Origin of the sequence: Azospirillum sp. HJ39, assembly GCF_041507355.1 — a bacterium.
In the GTDB taxonomy this organism is placed as follows: Bacteria; Pseudomonadota; Alphaproteobacteria; order Azospirillales; family Azospirillaceae; genus Azospirillum; species Azospirillum thiophilum.
In genome coordinates this window covers 77915-91786 of record NZ_CP167912.1, presented here as the reverse complement: position 1 = coordinate 91786, position 13872 = coordinate 77915, and the positions used below count along the sequence as shown (strand labels likewise).

14 protein-coding genes are annotated in these 13872 nt (G+C 69.7%); 8 read left to right on the top strand and 6 right to left on the bottom strand.

All coding sequences use genetic code 11. The features are described 5' to 3' along the window. Positions 1-194 precede the first annotated feature (194 nt). A complete protein-coding gene (locus tag ABMY26_RS28085; RefSeq protein WP_372399467.1) occupies positions 195-866 on the bottom strand; it encodes a peptidoglycan-binding protein in 672 nt (223 codons plus the stop codon). A 524-nt stretch (positions 867-1390) separates the two neighbouring features. Between ABMY26_RS28085 and ABMY26_RS28080 the strand changes: the two genes are divergently transcribed. The 3 genes from ABMY26_RS28080 (at position 1391) to ABMY26_RS28070 (ending at position 3488) form a co-directional block, all read left to right on the top strand. Then, positions 1391-2584: an OpgC family protein gene (locus ABMY26_RS28080; protein ID WP_372399466.1), complete on the top strand. Its 1194-nt coding sequence runs from the start codon at positions 1391-1393 to the stop codon at positions 2582-2584. Positions 2585-2693: 109 nt separating this feature from the next. Beyond that, positions 2694-3137 carry an aspartate 1-decarboxylase gene (panD, locus tag ABMY26_RS28075; protein WP_372399465.1) on the top strand — a complete coding sequence of 148 codons (444 nt, stop codon included), beginning with the start codon at positions 2694-2696 and terminating at the stop codon, positions 3135-3137. A gap of 54 nt (positions 3138-3191) precedes the next feature. Continuing rightward, a complete protein-coding gene (locus tag ABMY26_RS28070; RefSeq protein ID WP_372399464.1) occupies positions 3192-3488 on the top strand; it encodes a hypothetical protein in 297 nt (98 codons plus the stop codon). Positions 3489-3560: 72 nt separating this feature from the next. On the opposite strand, the gene ABMY26_RS28065 is transcribed toward ABMY26_RS28070, so the two are convergent. Next, positions 3561-4187 (bottom strand): ATP-dependent Clp protease proteolytic subunit, encoded by a 627-nt coding sequence (locus tag ABMY26_RS28065; RefSeq protein ID WP_045584353.1) that lies wholly within the window; start codon positions 4185-4187, stop codon positions 3561-3563. Between the two features lie 431 nt (positions 4188-4618). On the opposite strand from ABMY26_RS28065, the gene ABMY26_RS28060 reads away from it, so the two are divergent. The 5 genes from ABMY26_RS28060 to ABMY26_RS28040 all read left to right on the top strand — a co-directional run bounded on the left by ABMY26_RS28060 (position 4619) and on the right by ABMY26_RS28040 (position 10736). Beyond that, complete coding sequence (locus ABMY26_RS28060) at positions 4619-5515, top strand: glycosyltransferase (RefSeq protein WP_372399463.1); 897 nt, start codon at positions 4619-4621, stop codon at positions 5513-5515. Positions 5516-5637: 122 nt separating this feature from the next. After that, complete coding sequence (locus ABMY26_RS28055) at positions 5638-5973, top strand: hypothetical protein (RefSeq protein ID WP_372399462.1); 336 nt, start codon at positions 5638-5640, stop codon at positions 5971-5973. 105 nt (positions 5974-6078) lie between these two features. Beyond that, positions 6079-7221: an efflux RND transporter periplasmic adaptor subunit gene (locus ABMY26_RS28050; protein WP_372399461.1), complete on the top strand. Its 1143-nt coding sequence runs from the start codon at positions 6079-6081 to the stop codon at positions 7219-7221. A gap of 6 nt (positions 7222-7227) precedes the next feature. Continuing rightward, complete coding sequence (locus ABMY26_RS28045) at positions 7228-10329, top strand: efflux RND transporter permease subunit (RefSeq protein ID WP_372399460.1); 3102 nt, start codon at positions 7228-7230, stop codon at positions 10327-10329. A 38-nt stretch (positions 10330-10367) separates the two neighbouring features. Continuing rightward, on the top strand, positions 10368-10736 hold the full coding sequence (locus tag ABMY26_RS28040; protein WP_372399459.1) for a response regulator: 369 nt from the start codon (positions 10368-10370) through the stop codon (positions 10734-10736). 39 nt (positions 10737-10775) lie between these two features. Here ABMY26_RS28040 and ABMY26_RS28035 read toward each other — a convergent pair whose 3' ends face one another. The 4 genes from ABMY26_RS28035 to ABMY26_RS28020 are packed head-to-tail and all read right to left on the bottom strand — an operon-like array spanning position 10776 to position 13866. Continuing rightward, positions 10776-11525 (bottom strand): PIG-L deacetylase family protein, encoded by a 750-nt coding sequence (locus tag ABMY26_RS28035; protein WP_372399458.1) that lies wholly within the window; start codon positions 11523-11525, stop codon positions 10776-10778. After that, positions 11522-12415: a glycosyltransferase gene (locus ABMY26_RS28030; RefSeq protein ID WP_372399457.1), complete on the bottom strand. Its 894-nt coding sequence runs from the start codon at positions 12413-12415 to the stop codon at positions 11522-11524. Before ABMY26_RS28030 ends, ABMY26_RS28035 begins: the two co-directional genes overlap by 4 nt. Positions 12416-12424: 9 nt before the next feature. Further along, positions 12425-13162, bottom strand: a complete 738-nt coding sequence (locus ABMY26_RS28025) for a hypothetical protein (protein WP_372399456.1) — start codon at positions 13160-13162, stop codon at positions 12425-12427. Continuing rightward, a complete protein-coding gene (locus ABMY26_RS28020; protein WP_372399455.1) occupies positions 13159-13866 on the bottom strand; it encodes a PIG-L deacetylase family protein in 708 nt (235 codons plus the stop codon). Before ABMY26_RS28020 ends, ABMY26_RS28025 begins: the two co-directional genes overlap by 4 nt. Positions 13867-13872: the final 6 nt, after the last annotated feature.

Genomic DNA, 13872 nt, shown 5'->3' with positions numbered 1-13872 from the left:
TGCCGGGCGATGCTGTCGACCGTCCGGACGGACATGACAGGGGCGAGCGCCATGGCCAGCCGTGGCAGAGGGGGAGGGTGTGCGGCTCGTGGCGGCCGGGGCAAAGGCCGGAAAGAACTTCACCGGTTCCGCGGCACGCGACGGCTTGGAGAAAGCCGTCGCGTGCCGCGGAACCGGTGGCGGTGACGTCCGCCTTATTGCGGGGTGCCGGTCTGGCCCCCGGTCTGGTTCATGGAGCCTTGCGGCGAGGTCTGGTTCTGCGGGTTGCCACTGCCGGACATATCGCCCGCCGTGCCGCCGGCCGTGCCGCCCGTCGTCCGGTCGGCAGGGGTGGACGTGCTGCCGGCGGTCCCCTGGGGGGCGTTCAGGTTCAGCGCGGCCATGGTCTGCTCGTCGGCGCGGCCGGTGGCGCGCAGGCCGTTGTCGCGCTGGAACTGCATCAGGGCGCGGCGGGTGTCGGCGCCCCAGAGGCCATCCACGGAGATATCGCGGCCGTCGGTGCGATCGTTCAGCGCCTGCTGGATTTCACGGACCTGGTCGTGGCTCATGCCCTGCATGGAGGCGGTGCCATGACGGGCGGACCTACGGCTGGAGGTGCCCGAGGTTTCCTCGCGAACCTCCTCGGTGGCCCGGTCGGTCACGCGGTCGGTCTTCTTGCTCAGGCTCTCGTCCATGCTGTTGCCGGCGACCGCACCGCCGACGCCGCCGACCACCGCGCCGACCGGGCCGCCGACCACGGCGCCGGCCACGGCACCGCTGCCGGCACCGGTCGCGGTCCGCGAGGTGTCCGTGCTGCCGCAGGCGCTCAGGGCGAACAGCGCGCCGGCGGCGGTGGCCGTCATGACGATCTTCGAAATCCCACGCATGGTTGCCATCCTTCTCGATAACGCTTCGATGTTGGCGACCCGCCGCCCGGTGCGGCCTGCACTGTCCCGCCGCACGGCAAGCGACAGCTGGGTCATATCATCAACAATCAGCAGCGGGCCTTCTTGTTCCCCGGTGTCGTGCCAGGATTTTCCTTCGGCACCGTTTCCCATGGCGTGGATGGGGGCCGGCGGTCGCAATGCTCCGCCACCGCATCGGCCTTGCGCGACCGTCAGGCCGTGGCTGCGATAGGGAACCTGTTGGCCGCCGGGGCGGATCGGGCCGATTTCGGGGGGAGGCGTACAGCGTGCGCGAGAAGGGCGTACCACCTTTCTGCCCTCCGGCCGCGATGGAAGGGGCTCCCATCGCGTTCGCCACCCGGCCGGCAAAATTGGCCATGGTGGGTTACGCCTCCGGAGGCGTGCCGGATCGATGGCCGTTCGCGATGGCGATCGATGGCGACCCAGCCTCATGGTTCCGGGCCGGCGGCGTCCGGGAGCCGCGACAGCAGGAGAGGCACGGCTGCATGCAGCAACGTCAGACACGCGACGTCCGACTCGATCTGTTCAAGGGCGTGGCCCTGCTGATCATCTTCGTCAACCATGTCGGCGGCAACCCGCTGGCGAAGGTGACGCCCGGCCGGTTCGGCCCGTCGGATTCGGCGGAGATCTTCGTTTTCATTTCCGGCTATGCCATCGCGCTCGCCTATGGGCCGGTGCTGGCGGAGCGCGGCTTCGCCGCCTGCCAGCGCAAGGCGCTGGGCCGTTGCCGCCAGCTGTGGGCGGCCAACATCGCCACCATGCTGGCCAGCGCGCTCGTCGTCGCGCTGGCGGTCCATGTCGCCGGCCTGCCGATGGAGGCCTCCAACCGGCTGGCCAGCTTCGCGCCGCTGTTCGAGAGCCCGGCGGCGGCGATGGCCTGGCATCTGGTGCTGATGTATCTGCCCTTCGCGCTCGACATCCTGGCACTCTACATCCTGCTGGTCGCGGCGGCGCCGCTGTTCCTGTGGTCCTATGCCCGCTTCGGCATGGCGGCGGTGGCGCTGTCGGTGGCCCTCTACCTGATCGCCCAGGCGGTGCCCGGTCTGACGCCGCCCAACCTGTGGGAAGGCGGCTGGAATTTCAGCCCGCTGGCCTGGCAATGCGTCTTCTTCCTCGGTGCCAGCCTGGCGCTGGCGGTGCGCAGTGGCCGGGTGCAACTGCCGCGCTCGCCCTGGCTGCTGGCTGCGGCGCTGGCGGTGGTGGTCGGCATGGCGCTGTGGAAGGGGGCTGCCTCCGACCTCGGCCGCGCGCTGACGCCCGACGATCTGGAGGTGTGGCTGCCGACGCAGACGATCCCCTGGGCGGACAAGGACACGCTGGGGCCGATGCGGCTGCTGCATTTCCTCGCCCTGGTCTGCGTGGCGGCGCTGCTGGTGCCGCGCGACGCGGCATGGCTGCGTTCCGGCCCGGCGCGGATGCTGACCGCCTGCGGGCGGCACTCGCTGCCGGTCTTCTGCGTCGGCGTGGTGCTGGCCATCGCCGGCACGGCGGTGCTGCTGGCCGGGAAGAGCCTGCCGGTGGTGCTGGCGGTCAATCTCGGCGGGGTCGCCTTCCTGCTGGTGCTGGCGACGGTGCTGGAGCGGCGGCGGACCCGGCGGCAGCCGGCGGCGCAGATGGCGTCGCCCGCCCCATCGCCCGCCCCATCGCCCTCTGGGACCGCGGTGGCGGAAACACCCTGAGCCGTTGTCCTGAACCATGCCGCGCCGCGGCGAGACTCCGCTTGCCCTTTCGTTCGTTGTCGCTACAAACGGCCGCCAGGGACGGAACCGCTATCCAGGGGGCTGGACGATGATCAAGGTGGTGCGGGCGAAGCTGCATGGAATCCGCGTGACGGACGCCAACCTGAACTATCAGGGCTCCATCACGCTGGACCCGGAGCATTGCGAGGCGGTGGGCATCGTCCCGCTGGAGTTCGTGGAGATCTGGAACAAGAATTCCGGAACCCGCATCAGCACCTATGTGATCTATGGCGAGCGCGGGTCGCGCGCCTGCGTCCTCAACGGCTCGGCGGCGCGCAGCTGCCAGCCCGGCGACGAGGTGATCATCGCCGCGTCCTGGTACTGCCAGCCGACGGAGATCGCGGCGCTGAAGCCGCGCGTGCTGACCTTCAACGCCGACAATAGCATCGCCAAGGCGCTGCATTACGACGTGACGGCGCTGGAGGAGGGACGCTACGGCTTTGCCATCCGCGACGGCCTGACCCCGGCCGACGCGCTTGAGCCGGCCGAATGACCGGCTACGGCCGGGTGCCTTGAATCCTGCGCCGGATAGGCGCATATTTCTCTTATGCAATTAAATCCGGCCATACCGTCCTACCAGACGACGAAGCCGACCCCGCTGCTGACGCCCGCGGCGCAGATCGCCATGTCCCCGGCGGTCCAGGCGGCGCAGCAGACGGCGCCTGCGGTGCGAACCCAGACCGTCAGCGCTCCCCAGGCGGCGGGCAAGGCCGATCAGACCCGCGAAACCCGCAGCGCCACCCAGGGAAACCAGGCCGTCGACACCAACGCCGCGGCGCTGTCGGCCCAGGTGAATGGCCAGGGATATCGTCCGCGCGGATCGCTGCTCGACGTTTCCGTTTGAGTGATTGAAAAAGAAAAGGGCCTTTCCCCGCTTGGGGAAAGGCCCTTTTCTTTGCAGATAGGGACTGCGCCGTTACTTCAGCTCGTCCATCGTGTTGATGACGTGGGTGACGATGCCGTAGTCCTTGGCCTCGTCCGCCATCATCCAGTAATTGCGGTCCGTGTCCTTGGAAACCTTTTCCAGCGACTGCCCGGTCTCACGCGCGATGATCTTGTTCAGACGCTCGCGCATGCGGATGATTTCCTTCGCCTCGATGGCGATGTCCGTCGCCCGGCCGCCCGTTCCGCCCAGCGGTTGGTGGATCAGGAAGCGGGTGTTGGGCAGGCAGAAGCGGTCTTCCTTCTTCGCCGCCAGGAAGATGTGGCAACCGGCGCTGGCGACCCAGCCCGTGCCCAGCATCTTCACCCGCGGCTTGATGAAGCGGATCATGTCGTGAATGGTGTCGCCCGCCTCGACATGGCCGCCCGGCGAGTTGACCACGACGGTGATGTCGTCGTCGTTCTCATGCGCGAGCGCCAGCAGCTGGGCCGACACGACCTGCGCCAGCTTCATGTCGATCTGACCGAAGATCAGGACCGTGCGCGCCTTGAACAGGCTCTGCTGCACGGCGGCGAACTGCGGCTGGGCGCTTTCCTTCGACTTCTCGTCCGGTTCCTTTTCGGGTTCGTCGTCGAACCGGGTGTATCCGACCTGCGCCATTGATGTTCTTCTCCCTCATATCGGAAGCGGGGGTATCGGGACCGGGATGCGATGTGGGGAATGCCCCGACCGCCGTCCCGCTGCCGCATGCGCCTTGCCTGTTCACCACATAGCCCGTCCGGGCTTCATGTTCAACGTCCGGAAGGGCAAAATCGAAGGGTCGGGCCGCGGCCGAATGGAACGTTTGAAACGCCGTGCAACAGTTTTCCGGCCCTGTTCCACTGTTCAACGCGCCGAACACCGGGTGTTCTCCAAGGTCGAGGGGCAAGGTCGCCGGGCACGATGGTCCTTCCTATCACGCGGCGGCGGCGCGGGTAAGGGCCGGCTCCGAAATCCCTCCCGGGACAAGGAGCGGCGCGCTTCCGGGCGGTTGACGCCGTCCGCCTCCCACGGCCAAACTTTGCCGGCAGGCGGGCAGGGAGCGCGGCGGAATGGCGGGGAACGGAACGGGGGTGGCCCGGGCGGACATATCGGCCCACAGCTCGGGCAGCCAATCGGCCGGCGTGTCGGTGATCCTCGCGGCCCATCGCGCCCACGGCACCATTGCGCGGGCGGTGCGGAGCCTGCTGGACCAGGACTGGACGGCGTGGGAGGCGGTGATCGTCAGCGACGACGGCACCGACTACCGCCCGACGCTGCGGGACGCCGGCATCGATGATCCGCGGCTGGTCTTCACCGGCACCGGCCGGGTCGGCGCCGGGGCTCCCGCCGCGCGCAATGCCGGGCTGGCGGCGGCGCGGCTGGACCTGCTGGCGCCGCTGGATGCCGACGACCGGTTCCGGCCCGGCCGGCTGTCCGCCCTGGCACCGCTGGCGCTGGCCCATGGCGCCGCCTTCGACAATGTCGCGGTGGTGCGGGACGAGGACGACCAGCCGCTGCTGCGGCTGTTCGGGGACGGTCGGGCGCCCGACCTGCTGGACGCCGACGGCTTCCTGGCGACTTCGGTCCCGATGTTCCCGCTGGTGCGGCGCGACCGGATGCCCGGCTGGGATAAGGACGTGGATTTCTGCGACGACGTGGTGTTCAACATCCGGGTCCTGGACGCCGCCGGGCCGGTGCCGCTGGTCGCCACGCCCTTCTACGAATACCGCCAGCGCGCCGGCTCCATAACCTTCTCGTCCGACAGCGGCCGGCGGGCGGAGCGCGGCTACCGCCATCTGCTGGACCGGCTGGCCGGCGACGGGCTCGGCATCGGCGATGCCGGGATCCGCAGCCGATTCGCTGCCGCCATCGCCGCCAAGCGCGCCCGCAACGCCGCCTTCGAGGCCGCCTTCGGGGCAGGGCGCTGCGCCAATTTCCAGGAATTCCTGGCCCTGGGCGAAGGATAGGCCCGTTCCGGGGCACGGGAACCGGCAATGGCCGGACCGGTGACGCTCCCGCTGGCTTTTCTTTACCATTCCGTGTCAGATTTGTTGCATTGCACGCCGTCGCACCGGACATGGTGGAGCCCATGAATGCCCCGACCTGCTGCCTCGCCCGCATCCCCGCGAACGGGAAATTCTGGCTGAGGAATGCGCGGGTTGCCGATGGATTGCGGGACATCCGCATCGAGGATGGCCGGGTCCGCGCCCTGCTGGCGGCCGGCGAGTCGCCCTGCTGCGCCCCTGGCCTCGACCTCGATGGCGGGGCTGTGCGGCCGATGGCCGGCGGCGGCCCGGTGGCGGCAGGCGATCCGGCCGATCTGTGGGTGACCCTGTGCGGTGGCCGGACGGTGCCGATGCGGGCCGGCCGGCTCGATGAGAACAGGTCGCAAAAGGCGGGGCATCTTGACGGTTCGGATCGCTGAACCTTCTCGACATCGGATGTGAACTGAACGATATAGTTCAGTTTACCCGGCGCGCTTTCCGGTTGCGCCGCGGCAAGACGACCCCCGTCCGGATCCCGGTCTCCCATGCGCCACACGCTTCGCATCGCAGCTCTTCTCGTCCTGGCGGCCCTGGCCGGCGGGGCCTATTGGTATTTCGTGAAGCAGGGCGGGACCGTCGCCGGGCTGACCGCGATGGTGAACGGCGCCGTTTCCGGTGCCGCTCCGGCACCGGGCGGTGCATCCCCTGGGGCCAAGCCGCCGGGCGGCATGCCGCCGACGCCGGTGGAGGCGGCCCAGGTCCGCATCGGCACGGTCGAGCGCACGGTGACGGCGGTCGGATCGCTGCTGTCCAACGAATCGGTGGTGATCCGGCCGGAGATCGTCGGCCGCATCGCCGAGATCGCCTTCAAGGAAGGACAGCGCGTCGCCAAGGGCACCGTCCTGGTCCGGCTGGACGATTCCATAGCCCGCGCCACGCTGGCCCAGGCCCAGGCGAGCATCGCCTTTTCCCGCGCCGAGCTGTCGCGCGCCGACCAGCTGGTCCGCCAGAACACCGGCCCGCTGCGCAACCGCGAACAGGCCTCGGCCAAGCTGCTGGCCGACGAGGCGACGGTGCAGCTGGCGAAGGCGCAGCTCGACAAGCTGGTCATCGCCGCGCCCTTCGACGGGGTGCTGGGCCTGCGCAAGGTGTCGGTCGGCGACTTCGTCCAGGCCGGCAAGGACATCGTGAATCTCGAGGACATCGACACGCTGAAGCTGGATTTCCGGGTGCCGGAGATGTTCCTGCCGGCGGTGAGGATCGGCCAGACGGTGAAGGTGGCGGTCGATGCGTTCGGCGGCCGCAGCTTCGACGGCGCGGTCTATGCCATCGACCCGCTGCTGGACGTCAACGGCCGCGCCCTGGTGATCCGCGCCCGCGTCGCAAATCCCGACGGGGCGCTGCGCCCCGGCCTGTTCGCCCGCGTGTCGCTGACCCTGACGACGGTGCCGAACGCGGTGCTGGTGCCCGAACAGGCCATCGTCGCCTTCGGCAAGGACCAGTATGTGTTCAAGGTGGTGGACGGCAAGGTGGCGCAGACCCGCGTCGTGTTGGGCGAGCGCCGCAACGCCGAGGTGGAGATCGCCCAGGGGCTGGCCCCTGGCGACATGGTGGTCACCGCCGGCCAGCTGAAGATCCGCGACGGCGTCCCGGTCGCGGTGGTGCCCGGCAAAGCGACGGGGAGCTGACGCGCCATGGTGCTGTCCGAGATCTCGATCCGCCGTCCCGTCCTGGCGACGGTGATGAGCCTCGCCCTGATGCTGATCGGCATCGTGTCGTACCAGCGGCTGTCGGTGCGCGAATATCCCAAGATCGACGAGCCGGTCGTCACCGTGGAGACGACCTACAAGGGCGCGTCGGCCCAGATCATCGAAAGCCAGGTCACCCAGACGCTGGAGGACAGCCTTGCCGGCATCGAGGGCATCGACGTGATGTCCTCGATCAGCCGGGCGGAGAAGTCGCAGATCACCCTGCGCTTCCGGCTGGACCGCAACGTCGACGTCGCCGCCAGCGACGTGCGCGACCGGGTCGGCCGGGTCCGCGCCCTGCTGCCGGGCGAGATCGACGAGCCGGTGATCGCCAAGGTCGAGGCCGACGCCCAGCCGATCATGTATCTGGCCTTCTCCTCCGACCGGCATTCGCCGCTGGAGGTGACGGACTTCGCCGACCGCTACGTCAAGGACCGCTTGCAGAACCTGCCCGGCGTGGCCCAGGTCCGCATCTTCGGCGAGCGGCGATTCGCCATGCGCCTGTGGCTCGACCCGCAGCGGATGGCCGCCTACCGGGTGACGCCGCAGGATGTCGAGGCGGCGCTGCGCCGCCAGAATGTCGAGATCCCGGCCGGCCGCGTCGAAAGCGTGGCGCGCGAGTTCACCGTGGTGTCGGAGACCGACCTGCGCAGCCCGGCCGAGTTCGAGGCCATCATCCTCCGCGACGATTCGGGCTATCTGGTCCGCCTGCGCGACGTCGGCCGGGCGGAGCTGGGGGCGCTCGACGAGCGGGTCAGCGCCCGCTTCAACGGCCGGGGCGCCGTCGCCATCGGCGTGGTGAAGCAGTCGACCGCCAACCCGCTGGACGTGTCGAAGGCGGTGAACGACGCGCTGCCGAAGATCCGCGCCGCGGTGCCCGACGGCATGGGGGTGGATGTCGGCTATGACAGCTCGGTCTTCATCGCCAAGTCGATCGACGCGGTGTTCCACACCATCTTCGAGGCGATCATCCTGGTCGTGCTGGTCATCTTCTTCTTCCTGCGCTCGCTGCGGGCGACGCTGGTGCCGCTGGTGACCATCCCGGTGTCGCTGATCGGCGGCTTTGCCCTGATGTACGCCTTCGGCTTCTCGATCAACACGCTGACCCTGCTGTCGATGGTGCTGGCCATCGGGCTCGTGGTCGACGACGCCATCGTCATGCTGGAGAACATCTTCCGCTACGTGGAGGAGGGGATGGACCCCTTCCAGGCGGCGCTGAAGGGATCGCGCGAGATCGGCTTCGCCGTCATCGCCATGACCATCACGCTGGCGGCGGTCTATGCGCCCATCGGCTTCATGACCGGCCGCACTGGGCGGCTGTTCACCGAATTCGCCCTGACGCTGGCCGGCGCGGTCATCGTGTCGGGCTTCGTCGCGCTGACCCTGTCGCCGATGATGTGCTCCAAGCTGCTGAAGCACGAGGCGAAGCACGGGGTCGTCTACCGCGCCATCGAACGGCTGCTGGAGGGGATGACCAACGGCTACCGCGCGCTGCTGCGCCTGTCGCTGCGGGCCCGGCCGCTGGTGCTGCTGGTCGGGCTGGGCGTCGCCGCCGCCAGCTATGGGCTGTTCACCGGGCTGAAGTCGGAGCTGGCGCCGGTCGAGGACCGCGGCACCATCGTCGGCATCGCCATCGCGCCGGAAGGCTCGACGCTCGACTACACCATGGGCTATGCCCAGCGGATGGAGGCGCTGTTCCGCCAGATCCCGGTGCTGGAGAAGTTCTTCGTCGTCGTCGGATTCCCGGTGGTGAACCAGGGCATCGCCTTCGTCCGCCTGATCGACTGGGACGAGCGCGAGGTGAAGCAGCAGGCGATCACCGCCCAGCTGTTCCCCAAGATGTTCGGCATCCCCGGCATCCTGGGATTCGTCACCAACCCGCCGTCGCTGGGCCAGAGCCCGACCGAGAAGCCGGTGAACTTCGTCATCCAGACCTCGCTGCCCTTCGAGGAGTTGCAGGCGATGGTCAACGCGATGATGGCGGAAGCCCGCAACTTCCCCGGCCTGACCAACCTCGACACCGACCTGAAGCTGAACAAGCCGGAGCTGCGGGTGTCGCTCGACCGCGACAAGGCGGCCGACCTGGGGGTGGACGTCGATGCCGTCGGCCGCACGCTGGAAACCCTGCTGGGCGGCCGGCAGGTCACCCGCTTCAAGAAGGACGGCAAGCAGTATGACGTGATCGTCCAGGTCGCCAACATCGACCGCCGCAACCCGGACGACATCGCCTCCATCTATGTCCGCGGCGGCACCTCCGCCACCGGGGGAGCGGGGCAGATGATCTCGCTCGCCAACCTGGTGAAGATCGAGGAGCGGGTGTCGCCCAAGGAGCTGAACCACTTCAACAAGCTGCGCTCCGCCACCATCACCGCGACCCTGGCGCCGGGCACCTCGCTGGGCGAGGCGCTGGCGGTGATGCAGGCGGCGGCGAACAAGGTGCTGCCGGCCACCGCCCAGACCGACTATGCCGGGCAGAGCCGCGAGTTCCGCGAATCGGCGACCGGCCTCTATTTCGTCTTCGTGCTGGCGCTGGCCTTCATCTATCTGGTGCTGGCGGCCCAGTTCGAGAGCTTCGTCGACCCCTTCGTCATCATGCTGACGGTGCCGCTGTCGATGACCGGCGCGCTGGCCGCCCTGCATATCGGCGGCGGGACCATGAACGTCTACAGCCAGATCGGCCTCGTCACCCTGGTCGGGCTGATCACCAAGCACGGCATCCTGATCGTGGAGTTCGCCAACCAGCTCCAGCGGGCGGGCACCGACGTCCGCAAGGCGGTGGAGGAGGCGGCCGTGCTGCGGCTGCGGCCGATCCTGATGACCACCGGCGCCATGGTGCTGGGCGCCGTGCCGCTGGCCTATGCCAAGGGGGCGGGGGCGGAAAGCCGGCAGGCGATCGGCGCCGTCATCGTCGGCGGCATGACGCTGGGGACGCTGCTGACACTGTTTGTCGTGCCGACGGTCTACAGCTATCTTGCCCGCAAGAAGCCGCTGCCGGACGAGGCTGCCGGGCCGGGCCCGGCACATGGCGTCGCCCATCCGGCGGAGTGAGAGCAGGGCGGCGGGCGGCGGAGCGAGGGGGAGGCCGGATGGCCAGCGTACTGATCATCGACGACGACGACGTGGCGCGGGCGGTGCTGCTGCGCACGCTGGCGATGGCCGGCCATGAGGCGGTCGGCGCCCGCGACGGCGTGGAGGGGATGGGGCGCTTCCATGCCCATCCCGCCGATCTCGTCATCACCGACATCTTCATGCCGAACCAGGAAGGGCTGGCGACGATCATGCAGCTCCGGCGCAGTGCGCCGGCCCTGAAGATCATCGCGATCTCGGGCGGCGGAGCCCGCGCCTCGCTCGACGTGCTGCCGGTGGCCGAGGCGCTGGGCGCGCACCGAACCTTGCGCAAGCCCTTCACCCCGGCGGAGGTGATGGAGGCCGTACGCACCGTTCTGGAGGGTTGACCGACCGGTCCGGCGGAACCGGGGGCCCGTCACGGCTCTTCACACCTTGCCGTTGCGGCGGACCGCCGCGGCGGCCGGACGCCGCAGGGGCGAGCGCCGGTCGAGCAGGGCGATGCGGCGGGTGTCCCGGGGTTTCAGTTCCCACATCACCTCATACCTGATGGATCTGCAGAGGAAGGCGCGGCGCTCCGGCGAGAGCTGGGACGGGTAGAGCGCCAGCATGGCGGCGGTCGCAGCCGGCCGGATGCGCTGGCGCACCGCCCGCCGCCCCGCCATGAGGCACCGCAGGCGATGGTCGTGGGCGCTGAGGAGCAGGTAGGGGTGTTCGGCATAGAGCATCACCCGCCGCCGGCTCCGGCCGAGCGCGTCGAGCGCCGCGAGGAGCGCCAGCCGGTGGTCCGGATGCATGCCGACGGCCGCCGGCAGGTACAGGCACGCGGCACCGCCGGACCCCGCCAGCCGCAGCGACAGCCAGCGCGCAGCCCGCGCCAGGAGGGCACGGTCGAGCGGTGCCCGGGCATCGTCCCAGCCGACACCGCGCACGCTCGAATCCGGCAGCCCGGCATAGTCGAACCGGTGGCCGAACGCCGCGGCTACCCGCGCGTCCTCCGCATGACGGAGCGCCGTCACCTGCCCGGGCGGCGTGCCGTCGACGGTCGCCCAGGACCGGTCGAACAGTGTCAGCACGCGGACGGGGCGCCGGGCGCGCGCCAGCACCGTTCCCAGCGACAGAACGGCATCGTCGCAATGCGGCGACACGACCAGGATCTCGCCGCGCCGCCCGATCATGGAAGCGGCCCCCGCGCCAGCGCATCGATCCGGCCGAAAAATCGGTGCGGGTGATAATGGTCGAGGGCCGCCGCCCCCGGACCGCTCTCTCCCGCGGCGTCGAGGGCGAGCAGCCGCTCGACGGCGGACTGGACGGTCAAGGCCGTGTAGCGGTACCGCGCCGGGCACCAGTCGCGGAATCCGCTGTGATCGGGCACCACAGGAACGCAGCCGAGCGCCACCGCCTCCAGCGCCGAAAGGCACAGCGATTCCGAAAAGCTGGTCGCCACGTAGAAGCCGCAGTGCGCCACCGCCTCCAGATAGGCCTCCCATCGGGATTCCGTCACGATCTGCGCCCCGGCCCTCTCCAGCCGGTCGCGCCAATCGCGGTCGATCCAGCCGATGTGGACGCAGTCGTAGCCATGGGAACGCAAGGTCCGCACCACCTCCACCTCAAGCGCCGGATTCTTGATCGGACGGAGTTGGCCGATGAAACAGACCCGGCGCCGAACCCGCCGGACCGCTGCCGGCCCTGGGTCCGTCAGCACCTGCAACGGGGCGCCGACGACGTGCAGCTTGCCGGGCGGGCTGCCGGCCGCGACCAGCTTGTCGCGCTCGCTCGCGCTGACAAGCAGGACGGCGCCGACGCGCGCGATGTTGGCGGCCTCCTCGGCCCAGTCGCCCTCGTCATCGTTGGGCGGCAGCGAGCAGGCCGCGAGGAAGTACAGCTCGCGCCGGACCGCGCCACGCGGCGGCAGCCGGTCGCCCAGGTAGACGACGGTTCCCGTGCGGTCGTCTTCGGGCGTAGCCAGCCGGGGAATGCCGGACCGGGCGGCGCAACGGTCCAGCGACGCCGCCCAGGTGACGCCGGGGTCGAGGTTGAAGACGAGGCTGAAGGAGGGGGGCGTCATGGCATCCCGTCAGTCGGCCGAAACATGGTCGTGCCGCGCGTAGCGGTAATGCCGCGTTTCCTTCTGCTGCAATTCGCGCCACGCCGTGTCCGACAGGGTGGGGGACCACACGTCGATCAGTTCGTCGACCGCGATGCCGTGCCGGCGCACCCCGTTCACCTTTTCCAGGTTCCCCGTGACGAGCCGGACGGACCCCACGCCAAGCGCCGACAGCAACCCGGCGGCGGCCTGGTAATCCCGGTGATCCACGTCATAGCCGGCGGCAAGGTTGGCCATGTCGGGCGACAGGGGCTCCGCGACGCGGCGCCCGCCGACGACGCCGAACTGGCGGGCCAGGCAGTCCAGCTTGGCCCGCATGCCGATGCCGCGCCCCTCCTGGCGCAGATAGACGAGGATCCCGCTGCCCTCCCGCCGCATCAGGCCGAGGCTGCCTTGAAGCTGGTCGCCGCAGTCGCACAGCGACGATCCCATGGCGTCGCCCAGCAGGCATTCGGAGTGAAGCCGGGTGCAGACGCCGCGGCGGCCGGCGAAGTGATGGCGCACCAGCGCATACAGATCCTCCGCCTCGTCCAGCGCGGCGCCCGGCATGCGCAGCAGGGCGAGGTGCATGAAATCGCCCCTGTCGTGGCCGGCTTCCTCGAAGCCCAGGCACACCCAGCGCTCCTCCCGGATTTCGACGGGGGTGATCGAGACCGCTTGCAGACCGTTGGCGGCAAGAGCTCCACGCAAGTCCGACGCATCCATCATTTTGCCGCTCCTGGATTGTTGAACAGATCGATCAGGTCCCGGGCGTCCAGCCGCATCCGGCGCAATGTGAACGCCTCGGCGAGGCCGCCGCCGAGCAGCGTCGTGCCCCGATAGGTGGACAGCCCCATTCCCCCGGCCCCCCAGCCCGACGCGCCGTCCTGGCTTGCGTAGCACGACAGCGCGTCGCGCTTGCGCCCGGCCTGGGCGGTGATGTCGACGGTGAGGGCGGCATCGGCGATCGGCGTCCACACCTCGTAGCCGAGCAGCGCCGAGAGGGGAGCGCAGGGTGCGCCCAGTTCCGGAAACATCGGAGACGAGGCCATCCAGAACGCCTCCTCCATCGCCGCGGCGACCAGCCGGTGCTCATGATCGCGGTCCCCGGCATGCGGACCGAGCAGCAGCGCCGGGCGCGTCTGCCGCAGCAGCGCGATCAGCGGCCTTATCAACGCTCCGGGCTCATGAGGCATGCGGTCGGGCAGGTCCAGTCCCGGAAGCAGCCGGCAGCCGAGAATCCTCGCCGCCGCTTCGGCCTCCGCGCGGCGCGCCTCGCGGCAGGCGGCGGCCGTCAGGTCGGCGATGCCGGTCGAGCCGTCGAACACATGGCACACCAGCACCTCGGCACCGGCGGCGACGAAGCCCGCCAGCGTGCCGCCGCAGCCGATGGTTTCGTCGTCGTGATGGGGGGCAAGCACAAGGACGCGCATGGGTTC

What these genes read in the sequence shown, in the direction of transcription:
- ABMY26_RS28085 (WP_372399467.1), bottom strand. Translation starts at nt 866, where the DNA reads ATGCGTGGGATTTCGAAGATCGTCATGACGGCCACCGCCGCCGGCGCG.
- ABMY26_RS28080 (WP_372399466.1), top strand. Translation starts at nt 1,391, where the DNA reads ATGCAGCAACGTCAGACACGCGACGTCCGACTCGATCTGTTCAAGGGC.
- panD (WP_372399465.1), top strand. Translation starts at nt 2,694, where the DNA reads ATGATCAAGGTGGTGCGGGCGAAGCTGCATGGAATCCGCGTGACGGAC.
- ABMY26_RS28070 (WP_372399464.1), top strand. Translation starts at nt 3,192, where the DNA reads ATGCAATTAAATCCGGCCATACCGTCCTACCAGACGACGAAGCCGACC.
- ABMY26_RS28065 (WP_045584353.1), bottom strand. Translation starts at nt 4,187, where the DNA reads ATGGCGCAGGTCGGATACACCCGGTTCGACGACGAACCCGAAAAGGAA.
- ABMY26_RS28060 (WP_372399463.1), top strand. Translation starts at nt 4,619, where the DNA reads ATGGCGGGGAACGGAACGGGGGTGGCCCGGGCGGACATATCGGCCCAC.
- ABMY26_RS28055 (WP_372399462.1), top strand. Translation starts at nt 5,638, where the DNA reads ATGAATGCCCCGACCTGCTGCCTCGCCCGCATCCCCGCGAACGGGAAA.
- ABMY26_RS28050 (WP_372399461.1), top strand. Translation starts at nt 6,079, where the DNA reads ATGCGCCACACGCTTCGCATCGCAGCTCTTCTCGTCCTGGCGGCCCTG.
- ABMY26_RS28045 (WP_372399460.1), top strand. Translation starts at nt 7,228, where the DNA reads ATGGTGCTGTCCGAGATCTCGATCCGCCGTCCCGTCCTGGCGACGGTG.
- ABMY26_RS28040 (WP_372399459.1), top strand. Translation starts at nt 10,368, where the DNA reads ATGGCCAGCGTACTGATCATCGACGACGACGACGTGGCGCGGGCGGTG.
- ABMY26_RS28035 (WP_372399458.1), bottom strand. Translation starts at nt 11,525, where the DNA reads ATGATCGGGCGGCGCGGCGAGATCCTGGTCGTGTCGCCGCATTGCGAC.
- ABMY26_RS28030 (WP_372399457.1), bottom strand. Translation starts at nt 12,415, where the DNA reads ATGACGCCCCCCTCCTTCAGCCTCGTCTTCAACCTCGACCCCGGCGTC.
- ABMY26_RS28025 (WP_372399456.1), bottom strand. Translation starts at nt 13,162, where the DNA reads ATGATGGATGCGTCGGACTTGCGTGGAGCTCTTGCCGCCAACGGTCTG.
- ABMY26_RS28020 (WP_372399455.1), bottom strand. Translation starts at nt 13,866, where the DNA reads ATGCGCGTCCTTGTGCTTGCCCCCCATCACGACGACGAAACCATCGGC.